Below are 20,313 nucleotides of genomic sequence, written 5' to 3'. Positions count from 1 at the left end.
TTGTGCGGTCGGCTCAGTCTACGAAGCGCCGAAAACCCGGAGGAATCGGTTGGATCGAACCTACGAAGCCGGTGCCGAGGTCGTGTCGGGCGCTTGCATGGCCTCTACAAAGGCGGCGCCGATCTTCTGTGCAGTCTGTTCAATCTGCCACGGACGAGCGCCGAGCGCTGCGAGCGCCTCGCCGATCTCCTCGGCCGTCGTCCCGGGCATATCCCACGCGACGCGCCGCAGGAACTCCGGGGTGAGCAGGTTCTCGGTGGGCATGGCCAGCTCCTCCGCGATCGCCTCGACGACCGGGCGGGCGATCTTCAGCCGCACATCCGCCTCGGGATTGCGGTCCGCCCACGCCCTCGGTGGCGGGAGCGCATCGCTGGGCACGCGCTCCCTGGGGAGCTCCTCCGTCGCGCGGCCGTCCACGAAGGCCTGCCACCAGCGGTCGATCTGGGTCCGGCTCGCGCGACCCTGGAAGTCCTTGATGCCCGCCAGCGCCTGCTTGCTCTGCGGGTTGGCGAGCAGAGCTGCGACCAGGGAGCGATCGGGGACGAGTCGTCCCGGGGAGACATCCTGCTCCTGGGCGTACGCCTCCCTGGCCCGCCACAGCTCGCGCGCGACGGCGAGGTTACGGGCGCCTCTGACCTGGTGGAGTCCGTTCAGCCGACGCCAGGGATCCTCGCGCGGCGGCTTGGGCGGGCGGGTGAGCGTTGCCGCGAACTCCTCCGCGGCGAACTCCGTCTTGCCCTGCTCCTCGAGCTCGGCCTGCAGCACCTCGTGCACGTCGATCAGGTGCAGGACGTCCAGCGCCGCGTACTCGAGCCAGGCGGCGGGAAGCGGCCTGGTCGACCAGTCGGCGGCGGAGTGCTCCTTCTTCAGCGTGATGCCGAGGGCGTTCTCCACGACCGCAGCGAGGCCGACGCGCTCGTGGCCGAGGAGGCGCGACGCGAGTTCGGTGTCGAAGATCGAGGCGGGAACCAGCCCGAGCTCGCGCAGAGACGGCAGATCCTGACTGGCGGCATGGAAGACCCATTGCACGTCGCCGATCGCGTCCTGCAGGGGCGCGAAGTCGCCGATCGGCGGCGGGTCGAACAGGAAGACCCCGGCACCACGGCGGAACACCTGCACCAGATAGGCGCGCTGCGAATATCGGAAGCCGGACGCCCTCTCGACGTCGACCGCGACCGGACCTGCGCCTGCCGCCAGTGCGGCGCACGCCGCGCGGAACTCCTCGGCATCCGAGATCACGGAGTATTCAGTCACGCGCAGCCTTTCGAGCGCCGATCACGGCGATGCCCTCGGAACCAGGCGGAAGACCCGCCAGCATTCCGACCAGCTCGGCCCATGCTTCGACGTGGGGTCGGAACGGGCCATCCGGAGTCCAGGACGCCCGCAATTCTATCTGTGCTCCGTCGCCTTCGACCGCGAGACCGCCGAAGCCCTTGGATAGCGTCTTGGTCGACGTGCCGGATGCCGAGCGGTAGGTGGCGTCTCGGGAGTCGAGCGCGTCGATGAGCCAGGACCACGTGACGTCGGCGAGCAGGGGGTCGGTGCCGATCTCGGTCTCGAGCGGCGCCTGCGCGAAGATGACGATCCGCCAGGGGCCGTCCCAGGCGCCCGGCTCGTCCGGATCGTGCAGCAGGACGAACCGCCCGGTGCCGTACACGGACTCGCCGTCTTCGCCGGGGCGCACGTCCGCCGCGAGCGCGATGGCGTACGGCGCGAGGCCCTGGGGCGTGGCGATCTCCCGAACGGTGATGTCCGCGCGGAACGCGGTGTCACGCAGTTCGGCCACGGCGGCGTCGAATCGGGTCCCGTCATCGGGCAGTGCGGTCACGGCAACAGGCTAGAGTCAGGAGGCGATGAAGAGTCTCAGGCACGCCGTTGCGCTCCTTGTCCCCGCACTGATCGCGCTCGGGGCCGCCATGGCCGTGCTCGTGTTCAGCATCGCGAGGAGGGTGGTTACCCCTGCCCGGCGAGCGGCCGACACCGTCATCCGCGCCGTCGACACCGGTGCGCAGACGATCGAGCTGAAGAGGACCCTCGACACCGAGCTCCCCGGACGCTATGGGCTCTTCACCACCGGGACCTACGGGTATGTCAAGCTCGGCGCCGTGCTGAGCGCGGATGCGACGACCGTGCGACGCAAGCTGCTCACCCAGATCGAGCCCGGTGCGAGGGTGGACCGCGACGCGACCTTCAGCGGCTGGTACTACTCCTCGCCGAGCGAGCTGCATCTGCGCTGGGAGAACCTGCTGATCGGCTCGCCTGCCGGCCCGTGTCCTGCCTGGCTCTTCCCCGCGGAGTCCACGACGTGGGTGATCCAGGTGCACGGCCGCGGCGCATCCCGCGCGGAGTGCCTGCGCGCGGTGCCGGTGCTGCACGCGGCCGGGCTCCCGAACCTGGTCATCTCGTACCGCAACGACGGTGAGGCGCCTCGCAGCCGTGGCGGCGCATACGCGCTCGGTGCGGCCGAATGGCGGGACGTGGATGCCGCGATCGCCTATGCGCTCCGGCACGGAGCTGAGAACGTGATCCTGATGGGCTGGTCGATGGGCGGCGCGGTGTCGCTGCAGGCCGCCGTCAACTCCGGCCACCGCGATCGCATCGCCGGCCTCATCCTCGAGTCGCCGGTCGTGGACTGGCGCACCGTGCTGCGCTTCCAGGCCAGGGAGGAGGGTATGCGGGCGCCGCTTCCCGATCTCGCCATGGGTGCGCTCTCACTGCCCCTCACTGCGCGGCTGAGCGGCGCGGAGGATGCGATCCCGTTCGACCGGCTCGACATGGTCGCGCGGGCCGAGGAGCTCACCGCGCCGATCCTGATCCTGCACAGCGAGGACGACGGGTTCGTTCCGACCGATGCATCCCACGCGCTGCAGGACGCGCGCCCAGGACTGGTCACGATGCCGCGGTTCACGGTCGCGCGGCACACGAAGCTGTGGAACTACGATCAGACCGGCTGGACCGTCTCGATCACCGACTGGCTCGAGGCCCAGGGCTTCAGCGCTTCTGCCTGACCTGGTTCTTCGCGCGCATCAGCATCCCCGTCATCCCGCTGATCCGCAGCGGCGACACGACCTTCGTCAGGCCGATCGACTGCGGGTAGTCGTCGGGGATGGCGAGCACCTCGTCGGCCGTCAGGCCCGTGATGCCCTGCGCCAGGATGCTGGCGAACCCGCGGGTCGTCGGCGCCTCAGGAGGCGCGGTCGCGTGCATGGTGACGACGCCGTCTTCGACCTCGACGAAGATGTACACCGGCGACTGGCACTCGGCGACGCGCTCGTACATCTCCGGGTGGCTCGCGACCTCCTCGGACACGGGCGGCAGCTCGTCCGAGTACTCCAGAAGGAGCAGCAGACGATCGGTCTCCGGGGTCTCCAGGAACCCGTCGCGGATCTCGGCGAGGGTGTCAGGAACGGCGCTCGTGCTCATCCCTGCCATTGTTCCACGGTCAGAGCGTTCCGGGCTCTGCGCCGGTTGCGATCGGCACGCGCACGGCGCTGCCCCACTCGGTCCACGATCCGTCGTAATTGCGGACGTTCTCGAATCCGAGCAGGTGCTTCAACACGAACCAGGTGTGGCTCGAGCGCTCACCGATGCGGCAGTACGCCACCACGTCGTCGCCGTCCTTCAGGCCGGCGCCCTCGCGGTAGATCGAGTCGAGCTCGGCTCGCGTCCTGAACCCGCCGTCCTCGGCCACGGCCTTCGCCCACGGCACGCTCTGCGCGGTGGGGATGTGGCCGGCGCGCAGAGCGCCCTCCTCGGGGTAGGCCGGAGCGCTGGTGCGCTCACCGCTGTACTCCTCGGGCGAGCGGACATCGATCAGCGGTCCCTGTCCGATGAACGCGACGACGTCCTCCCTGTAGGCGCGGATGACGGAGTCGTCGCGCTCCGCGACCGGATAGTCGGTCGGGGCCGGCGTCGGCTTCTCACGGGTGAGCTCACGACCCTCGGCGATCCAGCGGTCGCGTCCGCCGTCGAGCAGGCGCACGTCCTCGTGGCCGAAGAGCGAGAACACCCAGAGCGCGTATGCGGCCCACCAGTTGTTCTTGTCGCCGTAGATCACGACGGTGTCGTCGCGCGAGATGCCCTTGCGGCTGAGCAGGGCGGCGAAGCCCTCGCCGTCGACATAGTCGCGGACCACCGGGTCGTTCAGCTCCGTGTGCCAGTCGACCTTGACCGCCCCGGGGATGTGACCCGTCTCGTAGAGGAGGACGTCCTCATCCGATTCGACCACCACGAGACCGGGGGAGCCGAGCCGCTCGGCGAGCCACTGCGTCGTCACCAGCCGGCCGGGCTCGGCGTACTCGGCGAACTTGGACGAAGACGAATCGAACTCGATTGCCACAGGGATCTCCTAGACGTTGAGCGGGCGATGAAGGCGGTGCCGACGGCGTAATGTGGAGCCGTCCCTTCACGATAGATCCCCGCTGTGCGCCCGGAGGCGGATTCGTAAGACTTCGACACAGGCGGCGCCCGAATTCAGGATGGCGATGACCGATACCACGAGCCGCACGGGCGTCGTGCACCTCACCGACCGTCAGCCGACCGTGACGGGCCCCGAGATGCTGGCGAGCCTGGTGCCGCCGCCCCAGTTCGACGACGCCACCTTCGACAGCTACCGGGCGGATGCCGCGTACCCCTCTCAGGAGGAGGCGAAGGAGACGCTGATGCGCTTCGCCGGCCGCGGCGCTCCCGCGAAGCGCGGCGGATTCTTCAGCCGCGCGAAGAAGGAGCCGGAGGTCAAGCCCGGGGTGTACCTGGACGGCGGCTTCGGCGTGGGCAAGACCCACCTCCTCGCGTCGATCTACCACGCGATGCCGGCTCGCCGGAAGTACTTCGGATCCTTCATCGAGTACACGGCGCTGGTCGGCGCGCTCGGTTACAAGAACACCGTCGACCTCCTGAAGGGCGCGGATCTGCTCTGCATCGACGAGTTCGAGCTCGACGATCCGGGCGACACGATGGTGATGACCCGGCTTCTCGGCGAGCTGGTGCCGACGGGCACGCGGCTGGCCGCGACGTCGAACACGCCGCCGAACGCTCTCGGCGAGGGGCGATTCGCCGCGCAGGACTTCCTCCGCGAGATCCATGCGATGTCCGACAGCTTCCAGACGCTGCGCATCGACGGCGTCGACTTCCGTCAGCGCGCCCTCGACGGGCACGCCGTCGTGAGCAGCCCGGACGAGTACGCCGAGGCGATCGACGCCGGCGCGGCATCGGGCTCGGCATCCGACGACGCGTTCGGCGACGTCATCCGCCATCTCGCCAGGGTGCACCCCTCCCGCTACCTCCGGGTGATCTCGGGGCTCGGCCTGGTCGGCCTGAGCGACGTCCACGTGCTCACCGATCAGTCGGAGGCGCTGCGCTTCGTCGCGTTCGTCGACCGCGTCTATGACGCCCAGATCCCGATCGTCGCGTCCGGCGTGAGCCTCGACCAGGTGTTCGCCGAGGAGATGCTCGGCGGCGGTTACCGCAAGAAGTACCTGCGCGCGATCTCGCGCCTGAACGCTCTCACGCATGCGCAGCGGTCAGCCGCGTAACGTGAAGTTCACACAGGGCCGCCGCCTGTAACGTGCCGGCAACAAACCTCACGCTTTCCGGAAATCGGGCGTCGCCACACTGAAGCTCACACTTTCCCGAATGTGAGGTTCGACATGGATGCTCCAGGCAACATCTCCTGGGCGATCACCGCCACTGCTCTCGTATTGCTCATGACGCCAGGCGTCGCCTTCTTCTACGGCGGTCTCGTCAAGGCGAAGAGCGTCGTCAGCATGATGATGATGAGCTTCGGCTCGATCGGTCTCGTCGCCGTGCTCTGGGTTCTCTTCGGCTTCTCGATGAGCGCCGTCGAGAGCCCGACGCAATTCGCCGGCAACCCGTTCGCCGATTTCGGCCTGAGCTCGCTGGCGAGCGGTGAGGGCTCGAACGTCGCACTTCTCGGCGTCGCCTACGGCGCCACGTTCGCGATCATCACGGTCGCGCTGATCTCCGGCGCCATCGCCGACAGGGCGAAGTTCGGCTCCTGGCTGATCTTCGCCGGCGTCTTCGCGACCGTCGGCTACTTCCCGGTCGCGGCTTGGGTCTGGGGCGGCGGCTGGATCATGAATCTCGGCACCACGCTCTTCGGTGAGGAGAGCGGCATCGCCGTGATCGACTACGCCGGCGGAACGGCCGTGCACATCAACGCGGGTGCAGCCGCCCTCGCCCTCGCTCTCGTCCTCGGCAAGCGCATCGGCTTCCAGAAGGGCATCCTGAAGCCGCACAACGTGCCGCTGACGCTGCTGGGCGCCGCACTGCTGTGGTTCGGCTGGTTCGGATTCAACGCGGGTGCGGAATGGCTCGCGGAGGACATGGGCAAGGTCGGCCTGATCGGCATCAACACGCTCGGCGCAACGGCTGCCGCGATCCTCGGCTGGATCCTCGTCGAGCGCATCAAGGAGGGCAAGGCGACCTCGGTCGGCGCGGCATCCGGTGCTGTGGCGGGTCTCGTCGCGATCACCCCGGCCTGCGCGAACCTGACTCCGGGCTGGGCGCTCCTGCTCGGCGCCCTCGCCGGTGTGCTGTGCGCACTCGCGATCGAGCTGAAGTTCCGTCTCGGCTTCGACGACTCGCTCGACGTGGTCGGCATCCACCTCGTCGGCGGCCTGTTCGGAACCCTGTACCTCGGCTTCTTCGCCACCGGCACCGGCCTGTTCGTCGGAGGCGACTTCCGTCAGCTCGCGGTGCAGGCGATCGCCGCCATCGGCGTGCTGGTCTACTCGTTCGTCGCCGCGTACGTCATCGGCTTCGCCATCCAGAAGACGATCGGATTCCGCATCACCAACGAGGACGAGATCGCCGGCGTCGACCTGGTCGTGCACGGTGAAGAGGGCTACGCGCTCGCAGAGGCCTGAACTGCGGTTAGGGTGACCGTGTGAGCAACACCAACGGCATCCTGGCGGCACTGGCGCAGATCCTTCTCAAGATATTGGGATCGAACCGGGCGTCTCGGACACCAACAGGTCCGAGGCGCCCGGACGCGCGTCTGCGCACCTCATCCGACGAGGCTCCCACCGCCCAGGGCGCATCCGGCGGAACGGCCGTCGTCGTGGACGCGGGTCGCGGCGCCGGCACCGAGACCATCCGGATCGACCCGGATCGCATCCCCGGCGTCCGCATCTCCTATGCGCCGGATCGCGACGGCGCTCCGGACGCAGGTGAGATCGTCTGGACCTGGGTCCCCTACGAGGAGAACGACGGGCGCGGCAAGGACCGGCCTGTGCTCGTCATCGGCCGGGAATCGGCAGAGCGCGTGTACGCCGTGCGGCTGACGAGCAAGGCCCACGATCGCGACCGGGACTACCTGTCGATCGGATCGGGCGGGTGGGACTCGCAGGGACGCGAGTCCTGGGTCGACATCGAGCAGCTGTACAGCGTGCACGAGCAGGGGCTGCGGCGCGAGGCCGCCGTTCTCGACGCCGGCCGCTACGACAGGGTCGCCGACGCGCTCACACGCCGATACGGCTGGCGCGCAGCGGGTTGAGAGCAGGGAAGGCCTGCAGCACCATGTCGACGAGGGTGCTCGCCGGTCTCGTCAGTGGGTCGGTCGCGGGGATGCCGAGTTCCAGCTCGATCTCGTCGATCGCCGTTCCGATCTCAGCGTCTGTGAGATTCTCGTGATTCACGGTGACGCCGATCACGCGCGTGTCGGCGAACGACTCGATGAGCGCCACCTCGCTGGCGACGGTGGGCATCGCGACCATCGGGAAGTCACCGAGAGTGCGTCTGCCCGGCGCGTGCTGGACGATGACGGCCTCGGGACGGCTCCCTCGGAGGATGTGCGCTGACGTCAGATAGGCCGGGTGGCTGAGTGCGCCCTGACCCTCGACGATGATCACATCCGGATCCTCGGCCTCGAACGCGGCCACGACCTGGTGCTCGACCTCACCGGAGCAGAACTGCGGAACCAGGGCATCGAGTGCGACGCCGTAGCGGCCGCCCTGGATGATCGTGGTCTGCCCGGTGCCGACGAGGACCGCGCGGATGCCGCGGTCGTTGAGGGCGCGGACGAGAAGGGTGGCCGTCGTGCGCTTGCCGATCGCGCCGTCCGTGCCGAGGATCGCGATCCGGGGGCAGGTGACGTCGAAGATGCGACCCGAGAACAGGTGCAGGTCCTTCTTGTCCTTGGGACGTCTCACGTCGGTGATCGTCACACCGGCTGCGAGGCTCGCCGCGACGAACTCGGCGTCGTCGCCGAGGAACTCATGCAGGCCGCTGATGATGTGCATACCCCTCGCGATGCCGTCGAGGAGCACCACACGCTGCGCTGCGGAGAGCAGCCCGTCCGCCGGTGCGACGCCGCAGATCAGGTAGTCAGGAACGCGATCGGCATGGGCGATCGTCTGGAAGAGGTTCGCGAGGATCGGAATGCCGTTCGCGATGCCGTCGAGGTACTCGCCGGCGTCCTGGAACGCGCGAGTACTGTCGATGACGCTGAGGATCTCGTACTTCTCTGAGTGACGCACGAGGCCGTTGGCGGTCTTGCCGTCCTGCTCGCCGAACTGGCCCTCGCAGTACACGACCGCGGTCGAGCCTTCGGGCAGGGTGGTGGCGAACAGGGTCGCCGAAGTGGGCAGGGAGTCGATTGTCATCGGGTTCCTCACAGTCGCACAGAGGAGGCGACAAGAAACGGAGGGCCGTGAAGCTGTCGGTCGACGGAAGTCTTCCCTGATGATCGGCCAAGTGCCGACGTGGCTCACCGTAGCAGTCGCAGGTGCGGGTCGGCTGTGAGTGCTCCGACGCATGTGTGCTCGCGCACAATCCGTTTCCTCCTCCGCACCGAATCATCTGTGAGCCGCGATACGCGGCGAGACTCAAGGAGGAATCATGCGCTTCATCCCCACCAAGGTCCACGGAATCCTCGACTACATCGTCGGACTGGCGCTCATCGCGGCCCCGTGGCTGTTCGGATTCGCCGGCGTCGGCGGTCCCGCCGTGGTCATCCCGATCGTGCTCGGCGTCGGGCTGATCGTGTACAGCCTGTTCACGAAGTACGAGTGGGGCCCCTTCGGGTTCATCCCGATGCCGGTTCACCTCGTCTTCGACGTCGCCGCGAGCCTGTTCCTCGCGCTCTCGCCGTGGATCTTCGGCTTCGCCGGCGAGGCGCTGAACGTCTGGCTCCCGCACCTCGTCGTCGGAGTCGCGGTGATCGTCGTCGTGCTGTTCTCGCAGCCGCAGCCGGCGTCCGTCAGGGCCACAGCGCGAGCCTGAGCACCAGCCCGAAGCCCGCGTGGTTCCGCTCACAGCGACGGAGCCGCGCGGGCTTCAGCGTTGCAGCTCCTCGCTCAGCCATCGTGCGTAGAGACGCCAGGGCTCCCCGGATGCTCGCAGCGCAGTGACGTGCGTGCTGAGCGCGCCGGTGAATGTGAACCACTCGCCGCCCTCGCGAATCTCCGTGAACTGGCGGTGACGCTGCTGCTCGACTTCTCGTCCGCCGCGCTCGAACGCAAGCAGCTCCTCGTGCCGGATGCTCGCCAACCGCTGCCGTGGACGGCGGCTCGTGCCGATCTTGACGCGGCGGTCGTATCGCACGTAGTAGACCACCTCGATCACCGGGCGGGGGAGCTCCGGGTCGGGGGAGGTGCCGTAGGGCCAGCCGCACCACTCGCACAGCCAGACGCCGCCGGCACGTGTACCGCGCAGGCGACCGCAGAGACCGCAAGGGCCGGGGAGAGCGTTGCCGTTCACCGGGTGAACGGTACTCCCTGCTGCGGACAATCGTTGCCGGCCCCAGATGCTCGCGCTACTCTGCGAGCATGTCCGGGAGCGAGCCACGAAGCAGACATGCCGCGCCCTGGGTGTGGATGCTCCTGATCACCGTGACCGGGATCGCGGTGCTCGCCGTCACCAATGTCACAGTCGGTGCCTGCGTCGACTCGATCCACCCTGCGGAGAGCTACTGCGAGAGCGGACCCATGATCGGAGTGGCCGGCGTCTGGATCGCATGGGTCGCGTGGCTCGTGTTCACCGCATTCGGGATCTGGCGGCTTTCCCGCAGGACATGAAGAAGCCCCGACTGTCGCCAGGAGGCGAGGACGGGGCCGGATGGTGGGCGATACCGGACTCGAACCGATGACCTCTTCCGTGTGAAGGAAGCGCGCTACCAACTGCGCCAATCGCCCATACCCGCGGGGTACGTCAACCGATACTACCCGACGCCTGACGGCCATGATGACCACCCGCGCGGACACGCGCGAGATTCGGTCCCGGTTTTGACAGTCGCCGATCATCGGCTAATGTTTCATAAGTGCCCGGGACAACAACCGGGAACAACGCGGATGTAGCGCAGTTGGTAGCGCACAACCTTGCCAAGGTTGGGGTCGCGAGTTCGAGTCTCGTCATCCGCTCAAGTGCAAGAGGCCTTCTTCGGAAGGCCTTCGGCACGTGGGGTCAATCCACACGGTGGCGTGGCCGAGCGGCTAGGCACCGGCCTGCAAAGCCGTTTACACGGGTTCGAATCCCGTCGCCACCTCTCCTGTAAACTGAATAGCCCCAACGGGCGCGATTGGCGCAGCGGTAGCGCGCTTCCCTGACACGGAAGAGGTCACTGGTTCGATCCCAGTATCGCGCACACACAGAACCCCCGACTCCGGTCGGGGGTTTTCTCGTCTCCGGGCCGTACGAGCCGCCGCCCTGTCAACCCCCTGACGAACGCGGGCTCCTCGCCGCAGAGTGGTCGGCACACACCACGACCCGGAGGAGACGCGAGATGTCAGATCCGCGAGCGATACCCGACGACGAGCGGCCGATGATCCCCGAGGAGCTCGTGCCGCGCCAGGAGAGCGAAGACCCGATGCGTGCCGACGGCGCCGAGACGCCGGCGGATGCCGCGGAGGGCGATGACCGCCGCGACGACGAGGACGACGACTCGATCGAGGTCGAGGACCTGCCGTAGAAGCCCGCCATGATGCGTGAGAGGTGACCCATGTCCGATCCACGGGAACCCGAGAGCTCCGCCGATCCGCTCCTGCCGGAAGAGGAGGACGCGGTCGAGGAGGGGGTGTCTGACGACGTGCCCGCCGGTGGCGCCGGAGCCGACAGCGGGGCGGTGGACGCTGTGCGCGTCGACCCGGAGGACGAGGCCGAGATCCCCGACCGGTCGGCGCACAACGACGAGCCGGGTGTCGGCACGAGGGGCGGTCGCGAATCCGACTCCGGTGCGTGAGGCGGTCCGCGGCGAGCGGCTGATCCTCGCGGCGAAGGCGGCGGCCGCGGCATCCGTCGCCTGGCTCCTCGCCCCCTACGTGCCCTTCGCCGATGCAGAGTACTCGTACTACGCACCCCTCGGGGTGCTCGTCAGCATGTACCCCACCGTGGCCGGCTCCGCGCGTGCCGGGGCGCAGTCGCTCGCAGGCCTCGGCCTCGGGCTCGTGCTCGGCCTCGGTGCCCTCGGGCTGGTCTTCGTCGGGATGCCGGCCGTGATCGCGGTCGCGCTCGTGGTCGGTGCTGGCCTCGTCGCCAGCGGCATCCGCGTTCTCGGCGCCGGCGGAGACTGGGTCGCGATCGCCGCACTGTTCGTGCTGCTTCTCGGCGGACCGGATGCCGACGAGTTCTCGCTGTCGTACCTCCTGACGATGGCGTTCGGCGTGCTCGTCGGCGTGCTCACGAACGTCCTGGTCTTCCCGCCGCTCTACCTGCGCCGTGCCGCCGACGGGCTGACGGCTCTCCGCGACGCCGTCTGCGCGGACCTTCGGGATGTCGCCGACGCGCTCGACGGGCGGGCGATCGACGCGGCGCGGCTCTCGAACGCGGGAACCGGCCTCGCCGACATGCTCGACGACGCGGCGGCAGAGGTGCGTGTCGGGGAGGAGAGCACCCGAGCGAACCCGCGAAGCCGCCGCCGCGGCGCGGACAGGCGGCTCAACGAGAATCGCATGGCCGCGCTGGAGCGCTCGACGCGCGCCACCCTTGAGCTGGCCGATCTCCTCGCGCGCGCCGCGCATGAACGCGCCTTCACGGATGCCGCGACGAGGCACGGCCTCGCGACCGCCGTGCGCGCGAGCGCCGATCTCGTCGAGGCGCGCGCTGCCGATCCCCAGGTGGGATCGCGGCTGACCGCCGCCGATACGGCGCTCGACGGGGCCATGGCTCACATCGCCGGGCGGCCGGCGGCACCGGACGCCGAGGCCTATTCGCATGCCTACGCGTACGCGGCCGCTCTCTGTGTGCGGCGCATCGTCGACGCCTCCCGCGAGTTCGTCGCGGCGACCGGGTGAGCGCCTGCCGGATCATGATCCGCTGCTGACCAGGCGTGAGGGCTGTCCCCTTCAGGCGAGTAACCTGGACAGGACCCCGAGATGGAGTGCTCAGTGCCTGAAAATGCCCAGCCGAAAGACGGCTTCGCCCTGTTCTCTGATCGATCCGTCGTCGCCATGCGCGTCAACGGCATCCTCAAGGACCTCGCCGCCACAGTGACCGACGCCGACGAGGTCGAGCCCGTCACGATCGACAGTCCCGACGGGCTCGGCATCCTGCGCCACTCCACCGCGCACGTTCTCGCGCAGGCGGTGCAGCGCATCAACCCGCAGGCGAACCTGGGCATCGGCCCGCCCATCACCGACGGCTTCTACTACGACTTCGACGTCGAGCACCCCTTCACGCCCGAGGACCTCAAGGCGATCACCAAGGAGATGCAGCGCATCGTCCGGGAGGGACAGCGGTTCGTCCGCCGTGTCGTCACCGACGAGGAGGCGCGTGCCGAGCTCGCCGACGAGCCGTTCAAGCTCGAGCTGATCGGCCTCAAGGGCCCTTCGACAGGCTCGGGGCCCCATGTGGGCAAGGTCGAGGGCGCCTCCGTCGAGGTCGGCGAGGGTGAGCTCACGATCTACGACAACACGACCCGCGACGGCGAGGTGGTCTGGAAGGACCTCTGCCGCGGCCCGCATCTGCCGAGCACCCGCATGATCGGCAACGGCTGGGACCTCACCCGCATCGCCGCGGCCTACTGGCGCGGCAGCGAGAAGAACCCGCAGCTGCAGCGCATCTACGGCACGGCCTGGCCGACCAAGGATGAGCTGCGCGAGTACCAGCACCGCCTGGAGGAGGCCGCCAAGCGCGACCACCGCCGGCTCGGCAAGGAGCTCGACCTGTTCTCCTTCCCGGAGGAGATCGGCTCTGGTCTGTCGGTCTGGCACCCCCGCGGCGGTGTCGTCCGCGGCGAGATGGAGCAGCACGCCCGCAAGCGGCACATCGAGGGCGGCTACACGTACGTGTACACGCCGCACATCTCGAAGGAGGACCTCTTCCTCACCTCGAACCACCTCATCACGTACAAGGAGGGCATGTACCCGCCGATCGTGATGGACGAGGAGCGCGACGACGAGGGCAACATCACGAAGCAGGGCCAGGACTACTACCTGAAGCCCATGAACTGCCCGATGCACATCCTGATCTACAAGGAGCGTGCGCGCAGCTACCGCGACCTGCCGCTGCGCTTCGCCGAGAACGGCACCGTCTACCGCAACGAGCTCTCCGGCGCCCTGCACGGACTCACGCGCGTGCGCGGCTTCACCCAGGACGACTCGCACCTGTTCGTCACGCCCGATCAGCTGGAGGAGGAGGTCGGCAAGGTCCTCGAGTTCATCCTCTCGATGCTCCGCGACTTCGGCCTCACCGACTTCGAGCTCGAGCTGAGCATGAAGGACGACGAGAAGTCGAAGTGGATCGGCTCCGAGGAGTTCTGGGAGTCGTCCACGGATGCTCTGCGGCGCGTGGCTCTGGCCTCAGGACTCAAGCTCACCGAGGTCCCGGGCGAGGCGGCCTTCTACGGCCCGAAGATCGACCTCAAGACCCGCGACGCGATCGGCCGCACCTGGCAGCTGTCCACGGTGCAGGTCGACCCGAACCTCCCGGAGCGCTTCGAGCTCGAGTTCATGGACAAGGACGGGCAGAAGAAGCGCCCGATCATGATCCACCGGGCACTGTTCGGATCGATCGAGCGGTTCTTCGCGATCCTGCTCGAGCACTACGCCGGCGACTTCCCGGTCTGGCTCTCGCCCGTCCAGGTGGTCGGCATCCCCGTCGCCGACGATTTCGCCGACTACCTCGGCGAGGTCGTGAAGACGCTGCGGGACAGCGGCGTCCGCGCCGAGCTCGACACCTCCGACGACCGGATGCAGAAGAAGATCCGCACGCACACCACCGGCAAGGTGCCGCTGCTGCTGATCGCGGGGGAGAAGGACCGCGATGGCGGGACCGTCTCGTTCCGCTACCGCGACGGCACGCAGGAGAACGGAGTGCCGATCGCGGATGCCGTCGCGCGCATCCGCTCCGCCATCGACGCGCACGCGCTCGTGCAGACCGCAGGGGATCTGGCGTGAGCTCCGAGCGCGTGCCGCGGCGCTCCCTGCGGAGCGCGCAGCATGCCACGCCGCAGGAGGAGGCCGTCTCGCCCACGTCCCGGTCGTCCTCGGAGTCGCTGGAGGATGCCGGCCACCTGGCCGGCGTCCCGGACGAGTTCCAGCGTCTGTGGACCCCGCACCGGATGGCGTACATCCAGGCGGGGCCGGAGCCGCTGCGCGAGGAGTGCCCGTTCTGCGAGGCGCCCAAGCACGACGACGTCGACCGTCTCATCGTGGCGCGCGGCGAGACCGCCTACGTGCTGCTGAACCTGTTCCCGTACAACTCGGGGCACCTGCTGGTGTGCCCGTACCGCCACATCGCGACGTACGATCAGGCCACGCCTGAGGAGGTCGCCGAGATCGGGGCACTCACCCAGACCGCGATGCGGGTGCTGCACCAGGTGTCGCGCTGCGACGGCTTCAACCTGGGCATGAATCAGGGCGCGGTGGCCGGCGCCGGTGTCGATGCGCATCTGCACCAGCACGTTGTTCCGCGGTGGACGTCGGACGCGAACTTCTTCCCGATCATCGCGAAGACCAAGGCGCTGCCGCAGCTTCTCGGCGAGGTGCGCCACGCCGTCGCCGCCGCCTGGCCCCACTGACAGGACCGTCTGTCTGCGTCAGATGCACCTTCGCGGTGCGCTGGAGCATGCGTCGACGCAAACAGACGGTCTTGGGGTCAGCGGAGCGGGCGGGCGGTGAACTGGAGGCGCGGGTTCGCGTAGAACTCCTGCGCCTCGATCAGCTGCAACTCGCGCTCACCGGACTCCAGAGTCAGCGTCAGCAGGTCGAACACGCTGGATGCCGTGCGCTCCAGCGCGATCGGCGCACTGCCCGTCTCGACGTAATGCGCCGTGAACAGCGCTGCCGTGACGTCGCCCGAGCCGTTCGCCTTCATCGGCAGACGCGGGGTCTGCACGACCCACGCGCCGCTGCCGTCGGCCACGAGCATCTCGATCGTGCCCTCCTCGCGGTCGGGACGCTCAACGCTCGTGACCAGCACGGTCTTGGGACCCATCGCCATCGCGAGGTCGACCGAGGCGAGCGTCGACTCGAGCGTGTCCGGCTCGGTCTCGGTGAGGAAGCCCAGCTCGAACTGGTTCGGGGTGATGATGTCGGCGACCGGCACGACCTTCTCGCGCAGCAGCACCGGGATCGCCGGGGCGACGAAGCATCCCGACTTGGCGTTGCCCATCACCGGGTCGCAGGCGTACACGGCATCCGGGTTGGCCGCCTTGACGCGCGCGACGGCGTCGATGATGACGTCTCCGATGCCCTCGCCGCCCTGATAGCCGCTGAGGACGGCGTCGATCTGACCGAACACGCCGCGCTCCTCGATGCCGGTCACGACCTCGCGGACGTCGTCCGGGGCGATCAGCGGACCGCGCCAGGCGCCGTAGCCCGTGTGGTTCGAGAAGTTCACGGTGTAGACCGGCAGCACCTCGACGCCGATGCGCTGCAGCGGGAACACGGCCGCGGAGTTGCCGACATGGCCGTACGCGACGGCGGACTGGATGGAGAGGACCTTCATGTCCCGATCCTTTCATTCATGGAGGGCTGCCGCCCGACAGCCGAGACGAGATCCGCGACGAGCGTTCGCGCATCCTCGTCCGAGAGGTCGTGCACGGTCAGCCGCAGGTGCCGCGACGCCTCCGCCCGATCATCGAGAGCGAACTCGTCGCCGGTGCGCGCGAGCCAGCCGCGGCGCATCAGCCGTTCGGCGACGACACGGGCCGGACTCGGCAGCTCGACCCACAGGCTCAGGCCGTCCGACGCGGTCGCGGCGATGCCGTGCTCGCGCAGCATGCTCGCGAACCCCGCGTTGCGCGCCGCGTAGTGCGCGGCCGCCGCCGCGACCTTCGCCATCACGTCGGCATCGGTCAGCTGGGTCAGGGCAAGCCGCTGCAGCAGGTGGCTGACCCACGTGGTCCCGGGGCTCAGGCGCATCGCGAGCCGTTCGGCCGTCTCGGGGTCGGTCGCCGCGATCGCCAGGCACATGTCAGGTCCCAGGAACTTCGACACCGAGCGCACCAGCGCGAACCGGCGATGGTCCTGGCCGATCAGCGATTCGTACGGCCGCTGCGACAGCATCGAGAAGTGATCGTCCTCGATCACGAGCACGTAGGGGTGGTCGGCCAGCACGGCACGGAGTGCGGCCGCACGATCGGCGGTCAGGCTCGCGCCGGTCGGGTTCTGAGCGCGCGGCGTGCAGATGACGGCGCGCGCGCCGGCGTCCAGAGCGGCGCGCAGTCCGGCGACGGTCATGCCCTCGTCGTCGACCGGCACGGCGACCGCCCGGTATCCGCCGAGGCGGACGGTATGGATGCTGGCCAGGAAGCAGGGATCCTCCAGCGCCACCGCGTCATCGCGCATCAGCGCCTGCGCGAGGAGGCGCTCGACGGCATCCACCGCTCCGCTCGTGACAGTGATCCGGAAGTCGACGTCGTCGAGGTCGCCGGCGACCCAGTCGCGCGCCCATTCGTCGAGCTCGCGATCGATCACGGGCTCCCCGTAGAGCACCGGGCGGCCGGCGAGCGTCGCGAGGGCGGGGGAGGGATCGGGGATGAGCGTCGGATCGGGGTTGCCGGTGCCGACGTCGCGCAGGACGGTGTCGGCCGCGTACCCCTCCTGGGCGAGCGACTCGATACCGGTCACGACGGTGCCGGCACGGCCCCGGGAGACGACGAGCCCCGCCTGGGCGAGCTGACGGTATGCGGCGACCGCGGTGTTGCGGTTCACGCCGAGGGTCGCGGCCAGTTCGCGAACCGGGGGGAGGACGGTGCCGGGGCGGAGGACGCCGCGGTCGCGGAGCCCGCGGACGCTGTCGGCGATGTCCGCTGCGGTCGTTCCCGTGATGTCGTCGCTCATGTCTCCTCGCGACCGATTCTATGTCGTACCCGACAGTGCTATATTTTGACATAGATCAAACCCGAGTTGATCTCATCAGTTCCAGCGCATTCGACAGGAGCCTCCCCATGACCGATCAGACCACCACCGGATCCTCGCGCGTCAAGCGCGGCCTCGCCGAGATGCTCAAGGGCGGCGTCATCATGGACGTCGTCACCGCGGACCAGGCCAAGATCGCAGAGGATGCCGGCGCCGTCGCCGTCATGGCGCTCGAGCGCGTCCCGGCCGACATCCGCGCCCAGGGCGGCGTCTCGCGCATGAGCGACCCCGACATGATCGACAGCATCATCGACGCCGTCTCCATCCCGGTCATGGCCAAGGCCCGTATCGGCCACTTCGTCGAGGCGCAGATCCTGCAGGAGCTCGGCGTCGACTACATCGACGAGTCCGAGGTGCTCTCGCCCGCCGACTACGTCAACCACATCGACAAGTTCGGCTTCACCGTGCCGTTCGTCTGCGGCGCGACCAACCTCGGCGAGGCGCTGCGCCGCATCAACGAGGGGGCGGCGATGATCCGCTCGAAGGGCGAGGCCGGCACCGGCGACGTCTCCGAGGCCATGAAGCACATCCGCAAGATCCGTGGTGAGATCGCCGCCCTCGGCGCGCTCTCCAAGGACCAGCTCTACGTCGCCGCGAAGGATCTGCAGGCGCCCTACGAGCTCGTCGCAGAGATCGCCGAGACCGGCAAGCTCCCGGTCGTGCTGTTCGTCGCCGGTGGCGTCGCCACCCCCGCGGATGCCGCGATGATGATGCAGCTCGGGGCGGACGGCGTCTTCGTCGGCTCCGGCATCTTCAAGTCCGGCAACCCGGCCGAGCGCGCCAAGGCGATCGTCAAGGCGACCACGTTCTTCGACGACGCCAAGGTCATCGCCGAGGTGTCCCGCGGGCTCGGCGAGGCGATGGTCGGCATCAACGTCACCGACCTGCCCGCGCCGCACCGCCTCGCCGAGCGTGGCTGGTAACCCGCCGAAGGTCGGCGTCCTCGCGCTGCAGGGCGACGTGCGCGAGCACGCCGCCCTGCTCGAGGCGCTCGGCGCCGAGGTGACGCTGGTGCGCCGCCCCGCCGAGCTCGCCGCCGTCGACGGACTGGTGATCCCGGGCGGGGAGTCGAGCGTGATCGACAAGCTGACCCGGATCTTCGGGATGCAGGCGCCGATCCGCGCCGCGATCGCCGACGGGATGCCGATGCTCGGCACCTGCGCCGGCCTGATCATGCTCGCGGACACGGTCACCGACGCGATCGAGGGTCAGGAGTCGTTCGGCGGGCTCGACGTGGTCGTGCGGCGCAATGCCTTCGGTCGCCAGGTGGAGTCGTTCGAGGCCGAACTCGCCATCCCGGCGCTGGGCGCGGAACCGGTCAAGGCCGCATTCATCCGCGGACCGGTGGTCGAGTCGGTGGGGCCGGATGCCGAGGCGCTGGCGTCGCTTCCCGACGGGCGCGTCGTCGCGGTCGAGCAGGGCGGCCTGCTCGGGATCAGCTTCCATCCCGAGATCACGGGCGAGACGCGCTTCCACGAGAGGTTCCTGGAGCGCGTGCGGAAGTCCCCCCGGGCTTCGGCTTAGGCGTTCACGAGTCCGCGGATCGCGGACACCGTGCGGTCGATGTCGTCGGGTGTCGTCGCCCATGACGACATCGAGCAGCGCATCGCCGCCCGTCCGCGCCATTCCGCGCCGGTGACCACCGCGGTCCCCTCCGTGAGGATCGCGGCGCCGAGGGAGCGAGTGGCGGCATCCGAGGCGAGACGGAACATGACCTGGGTGTAGTCGACATCGTTCAGGACCTCCACCCCGTCGATGGACGCCAGGCCGTCGGCCATGCGCCGGGCGTTCGCGTGCAGTCGGTCGATCAGGGCCTCGATGCCGCTCCTGCCGAGGCTGCGCATCGCCGCCCAGGCCGGCACCCCGCGCGCGCGACGCGACAGCTCAGGAGTGACGTCCCACGGGTCGAGCCCGGAGTACATCAGGTAGTCGCCTCCGGTGCGGAACGCCGCGATGGAGTCCGCGGGGTCGCGCACGATCGCCATCCCGCAGTCGTACGGCACGTTCAGCGTCTTGTGAGCGTCGGTGGCCCAGGAATCGGCATCCGCGATCCCCGCGGTGAGCACACGCAGCGACTCGGAAGCGGCTGCCCAGAGGCCGAAAGCGCCGTCGACGTGCACCCAGGCGTCGTGCTGCCGCGCGACGGAGATCAGAGCGGCGAAGTCGTCGAAGGCGCCGGTGTGCACCTCGCCGGCCTGGAGGCACACGATGAGCGGGCCCTCCCCGTCGGCGAGAGCGCGCGCGAGCGACTCGGTCCGCATGCGGCCCTGATCGTCAGATTCGACGATGATGAGATCGGCGCTCCCGATGCCGAGGAAGCGTGCGGCGCGATCGATCGAGCCATGGCGGTCGGCGCCGACCACGAAACGCAGCGGCGGAGATGCGCGGAGTCCTCGTTCGGCCAGGTTCCAGCCTGCGCGCGACAGCACCGCATTGCGTGCGGCCGCCAGACACGTGAAGTTCGCGACCTGGCCGCCGGTGACGAAGCCGACGCTCGCCGTGGACGGAAGCCCGAACAGGTCGAGCATCCACCGCCCCGCGGTGCGCTCCAGCGCGACGGTGGCCGGCGTCAGCGTCGACGAGCCCGAGTTCTGATCCCACGCCGAGACCAGCCAGTCCGCGGCGAGAGCGGCCGGGTGAGTCCCCCCGATCACGAAGCCGAAGAAACGCCCGCCGGGGATCGCGACGAGACCGGGTCCGGCCTCCCTGGCGAGCTCTTCGACGACCGCCTCCGGAGCCGTCCCGTGCTCGGGCAGCGGGCCGCCGAACACCTCCAGCATCTCCTCCAGGCTCGCGCGCGGCCACACCGGCCTGTCGTCGAGTGTCCCCAGGAACTCGGTGGCGCTCCGATGCGCGGCGCCGAGAGCACGCTCCCGATCATCCATGCGCGAAGTCTCCCACCTGGGTTCCTCGCCGACAAGAGGCATATGCGAGGCGGCCGGCGCGATTCGTTAGACTGGACGATGCCCTGGGCCAGGCGCCCGGGCGGAGAAGA

The 20,313-nt window shown here is 69.0% G+C and carries 22 protein-coding genes and 4 tRNA genes; 16 read left to right on the top strand and 10 right to left on the bottom strand.

Annotation, left to right across the window (positions count from 1 at the left end; genetic code table 11):
• Nucleotides 1–60 precede the first annotated feature (60 nt).
• Together IPV10_RS00860 and IPV10_RS00855 are read right to left on the bottom strand one after the other, a co-directional pair.
• Complete coding sequence (locus tag IPV10_RS00860) at nt 61–1,254, bottom strand: HRDC domain-containing protein (RefSeq protein WP_207479382.1); 1,194 nt, start codon at nt 1,252–1,254, stop codon at nt 61–63.
• Complete coding sequence (locus tag IPV10_RS00855; RefSeq protein WP_207479379.1) at nt 1,247–1,828, bottom strand: DUF3000 domain-containing protein; 582 nt, start codon at nt 1,826–1,828, stop codon at nt 1,247–1,249. Before IPV10_RS00855 ends, IPV10_RS00860 begins: the two co-directional genes overlap by 8 nt.
• Before the next feature lie 25 nt (nt 1,829–1,853).
• Between IPV10_RS00855 and IPV10_RS00850 the strand changes: the two genes are divergently transcribed.
• Nucleotides 1,854–3,008, top strand: a complete 1,155-nt coding sequence (locus IPV10_RS00850; RefSeq protein WP_207479376.1) for a S9 family peptidase — start codon at nt 1,854–1,856, stop codon at nt 3,006–3,008.
• On the opposite strand, the gene IPV10_RS00845 is transcribed toward IPV10_RS00850, so the two are convergent.
• Entirely contained in the window at nt 2,992–3,423 is a 432-nt protein-coding gene (locus tag IPV10_RS00845; protein ID WP_207479373.1) for a SufE family protein, read from the bottom strand. The two genes, IPV10_RS00850 and IPV10_RS00845, sit on opposite strands and share 17 nt — an antisense overlap.
• Before the next feature lie 19 nt (nt 3,424–3,442).
• Entirely contained in the window at nt 3,443–4,339 is an 897-nt protein-coding gene (locus tag IPV10_RS00840; protein WP_207479370.1) for a sulfurtransferase, read from the bottom strand.
• A 145-nt stretch (nt 4,340–4,484) separates the two neighbouring features.
• On the opposite strand from IPV10_RS00840, the gene zapE reads away from it, so the two are divergent.
• The 3 genes from zapE to IPV10_RS00825 all read left to right on the top strand — a co-directional run bounded on the left by zapE (nt 4,485) and on the right by IPV10_RS00825 (nt 7,516).
• Nucleotides 4,485–5,534, top strand: a complete 1,050-nt coding sequence (gene zapE / locus IPV10_RS00835) for a cell division protein ZapE (RefSeq protein ID WP_207479367.1) — start codon at nt 4,485–4,487, stop codon at nt 5,532–5,534.
• A gap of 114 nt (nt 5,535–5,648) precedes the next feature.
• Complete coding sequence (locus IPV10_RS00830) at nt 5,649–6,887, top strand: ammonium transporter (protein WP_207479365.1); 1,239 nt, start codon at nt 5,649–5,651, stop codon at nt 6,885–6,887.
• 20 nt (nt 6,888–6,907) lie between these two features.
• Entirely contained in the window at nt 6,908–7,516 is a 609-nt protein-coding gene (locus IPV10_RS00825; RefSeq protein WP_307861020.1) for a type II toxin-antitoxin system PemK/MazF family toxin, read from the top strand.
• On the opposite strand, the gene IPV10_RS00820 is transcribed toward IPV10_RS00825, so the two are convergent.
• On the bottom strand, nt 7,482–8,624 hold the full coding sequence (locus tag IPV10_RS00820; RefSeq protein ID WP_207479363.1) for a DUF1611 domain-containing protein: 1,143 nt from the start codon (nt 8,622–8,624) through the stop codon (nt 7,482–7,484). The genes IPV10_RS00825 and IPV10_RS00820 overlap by 35 nt on opposite strands.
• A gap of 235 nt (nt 8,625–8,859) precedes the next feature.
• Between IPV10_RS00820 and IPV10_RS00815 the strand changes: the two genes are divergently transcribed.
• Nucleotides 8,860–9,243: an SPW repeat protein gene (locus tag IPV10_RS00815; protein WP_207479360.1), complete on the top strand. Its 384-nt coding sequence runs from the start codon at nt 8,860–8,862 to the stop codon at nt 9,241–9,243.
• Nucleotides 9,244–9,297: 54 nt separating this feature from the next.
• Here the strand turns inward: IPV10_RS00815 and IPV10_RS00810 are convergent, their stop codons facing one another.
• Nucleotides 9,298–9,720, bottom strand: a complete 423-nt coding sequence (locus IPV10_RS00810) for a GIY-YIG nuclease family protein (RefSeq protein ID WP_307861019.1) — start codon at nt 9,718–9,720, stop codon at nt 9,298–9,300.
• A 68-nt stretch (nt 9,721–9,788) separates the two neighbouring features.
• Between IPV10_RS00810 and IPV10_RS00805 the strand changes: the two genes are divergently transcribed.
• A complete protein-coding gene (locus tag IPV10_RS00805; protein ID WP_207479357.1) occupies nt 9,789–10,037 on the top strand; it encodes a hypothetical protein in 249 nt (82 codons plus the stop codon).
• Nucleotides 10,038–10,078: 41 nt separating this feature from the next.
• On the opposite strand, the gene IPV10_RS00800 is transcribed toward IPV10_RS00805, so the two are convergent.
• Nucleotides 10,079–10,154, bottom strand: a tRNA-Val gene (locus IPV10_RS00800).
• 152 nt (nt 10,155–10,306) lie between these two features.
• On the opposite strand from IPV10_RS00800, the gene IPV10_RS00795 reads away from it, so the two are divergent.
• The 8 genes from IPV10_RS00795 to IPV10_RS00760 all read left to right on the top strand — a co-directional run bounded on the left by IPV10_RS00795 (nt 10,307) and on the right by IPV10_RS00760 (nt 14,974).
• Nucleotides 10,307–10,379: transfer RNA gene (locus IPV10_RS00795), tRNA-Gly, on the top strand.
• Nucleotides 10,380–10,433: 54 nt separating this feature from the next.
• Nucleotides 10,434–10,504, top strand: a tRNA-Cys gene (locus IPV10_RS00790).
• A 27-nt stretch (nt 10,505–10,531) separates the two neighbouring features.
• Nucleotides 10,532–10,603, top strand: a tRNA-Val gene (locus IPV10_RS00785).
• 138 nt (nt 10,604–10,741) lie between these two features.
• Nucleotides 10,742–10,927: a hypothetical protein gene (locus IPV10_RS00780; RefSeq protein WP_207479354.1), complete on the top strand. Its 186-nt coding sequence runs from the start codon at nt 10,742–10,744 to the stop codon at nt 10,925–10,927.
• Between the two features lie 30 nt (nt 10,928–10,957).
• On the top strand, nt 10,958–11,197 hold the full coding sequence (locus IPV10_RS00775) for a hypothetical protein (protein ID WP_207479352.1): 240 nt from the start codon (nt 10,958–10,960) through the stop codon (nt 11,195–11,197).
• Entirely contained in the window at nt 11,190–12,248 is a 1,059-nt protein-coding gene (locus IPV10_RS00770; protein ID WP_207479349.1) for an FUSC family protein, read from the top strand. Before IPV10_RS00775 ends, IPV10_RS00770 begins: the two co-directional genes overlap by 8 nt.
• A gap of 156 nt (nt 12,249–12,404) precedes the next feature.
• Nucleotides 12,405–14,351, top strand: a complete 1,947-nt coding sequence (gene thrS, locus IPV10_RS00765; RefSeq protein WP_242684495.1) for a threonine--tRNA ligase — start codon at nt 12,405–12,407, stop codon at nt 14,349–14,351.
• Nucleotides 14,352–14,449: 98 nt separating this feature from the next.
• Entirely contained in the window at nt 14,450–14,974 is a 525-nt protein-coding gene (locus IPV10_RS00760) for an HIT domain-containing protein (protein ID WP_207479627.1), read from the top strand.
• 77 nt (nt 14,975–15,051) lie between these two features.
• On the opposite strand, the gene pdxY is transcribed toward IPV10_RS00760, so the two are convergent.
• Entirely contained in the window at nt 15,052–15,903 is an 852-nt protein-coding gene (gene pdxY / locus IPV10_RS00755) for a pyridoxal kinase PdxY (protein WP_207479344.1), read from the bottom strand.
• On the bottom strand, nt 15,900–17,240 hold the full coding sequence (locus IPV10_RS00750) for an aminotransferase class I/II-fold pyridoxal phosphate-dependent enzyme (RefSeq protein WP_207479341.1): 1,341 nt from the start codon (nt 17,238–17,240) through the stop codon (nt 15,900–15,902). Before IPV10_RS00750 ends, pdxY begins: the two co-directional genes overlap by 4 nt.
• Nucleotides 17,241–17,347: 107 nt before the next feature.
• Between IPV10_RS00750 and pdxS the strand changes: the two genes are divergently transcribed.
• Nucleotides 17,348–18,241 (top strand): pyridoxal 5'-phosphate synthase lyase subunit PdxS, encoded by an 894-nt coding sequence (gene pdxS / locus IPV10_RS00745; protein ID WP_207479338.1) that lies wholly within the window; start codon nt 17,348–17,350, stop codon nt 18,239–18,241.
• On the top strand, nt 18,231–18,842 hold the full coding sequence (gene pdxT / locus IPV10_RS00740) for a pyridoxal 5'-phosphate synthase glutaminase subunit PdxT (RefSeq protein WP_207479336.1): 612 nt from the start codon (nt 18,231–18,233) through the stop codon (nt 18,840–18,842). The genes pdxS and pdxT overlap by 11 nt, the downstream gene beginning before the upstream one ends.
• Here pdxT and IPV10_RS00735 read toward each other — a convergent pair.
• Nucleotides 18,839–20,203, bottom strand: coding sequence for an aminotransferase class V-fold PLP-dependent enzyme (locus tag IPV10_RS00735; protein WP_207479333.1), 1,365 nt, complete (start codon nt 20,201–20,203; stop codon nt 18,839–18,841). The two genes, pdxT and IPV10_RS00735, sit on opposite strands and share 4 nt — an antisense overlap.
• Nucleotides 20,204–20,313 lie beyond the last annotated feature (110 nt).

The sequence above is a fragment of the Microbacterium sp. SD291 genome, assembly GCF_017355365.1.
Taxonomy (GTDB): domain Bacteria; phylum Actinomycetota; class Actinomycetes; order Actinomycetales; family Microbacteriaceae; genus Microbacterium.
Note: the sequence above shows the minus strand (reverse complement) of the source record. Positions and strands in the feature narration are given on the sequence as shown.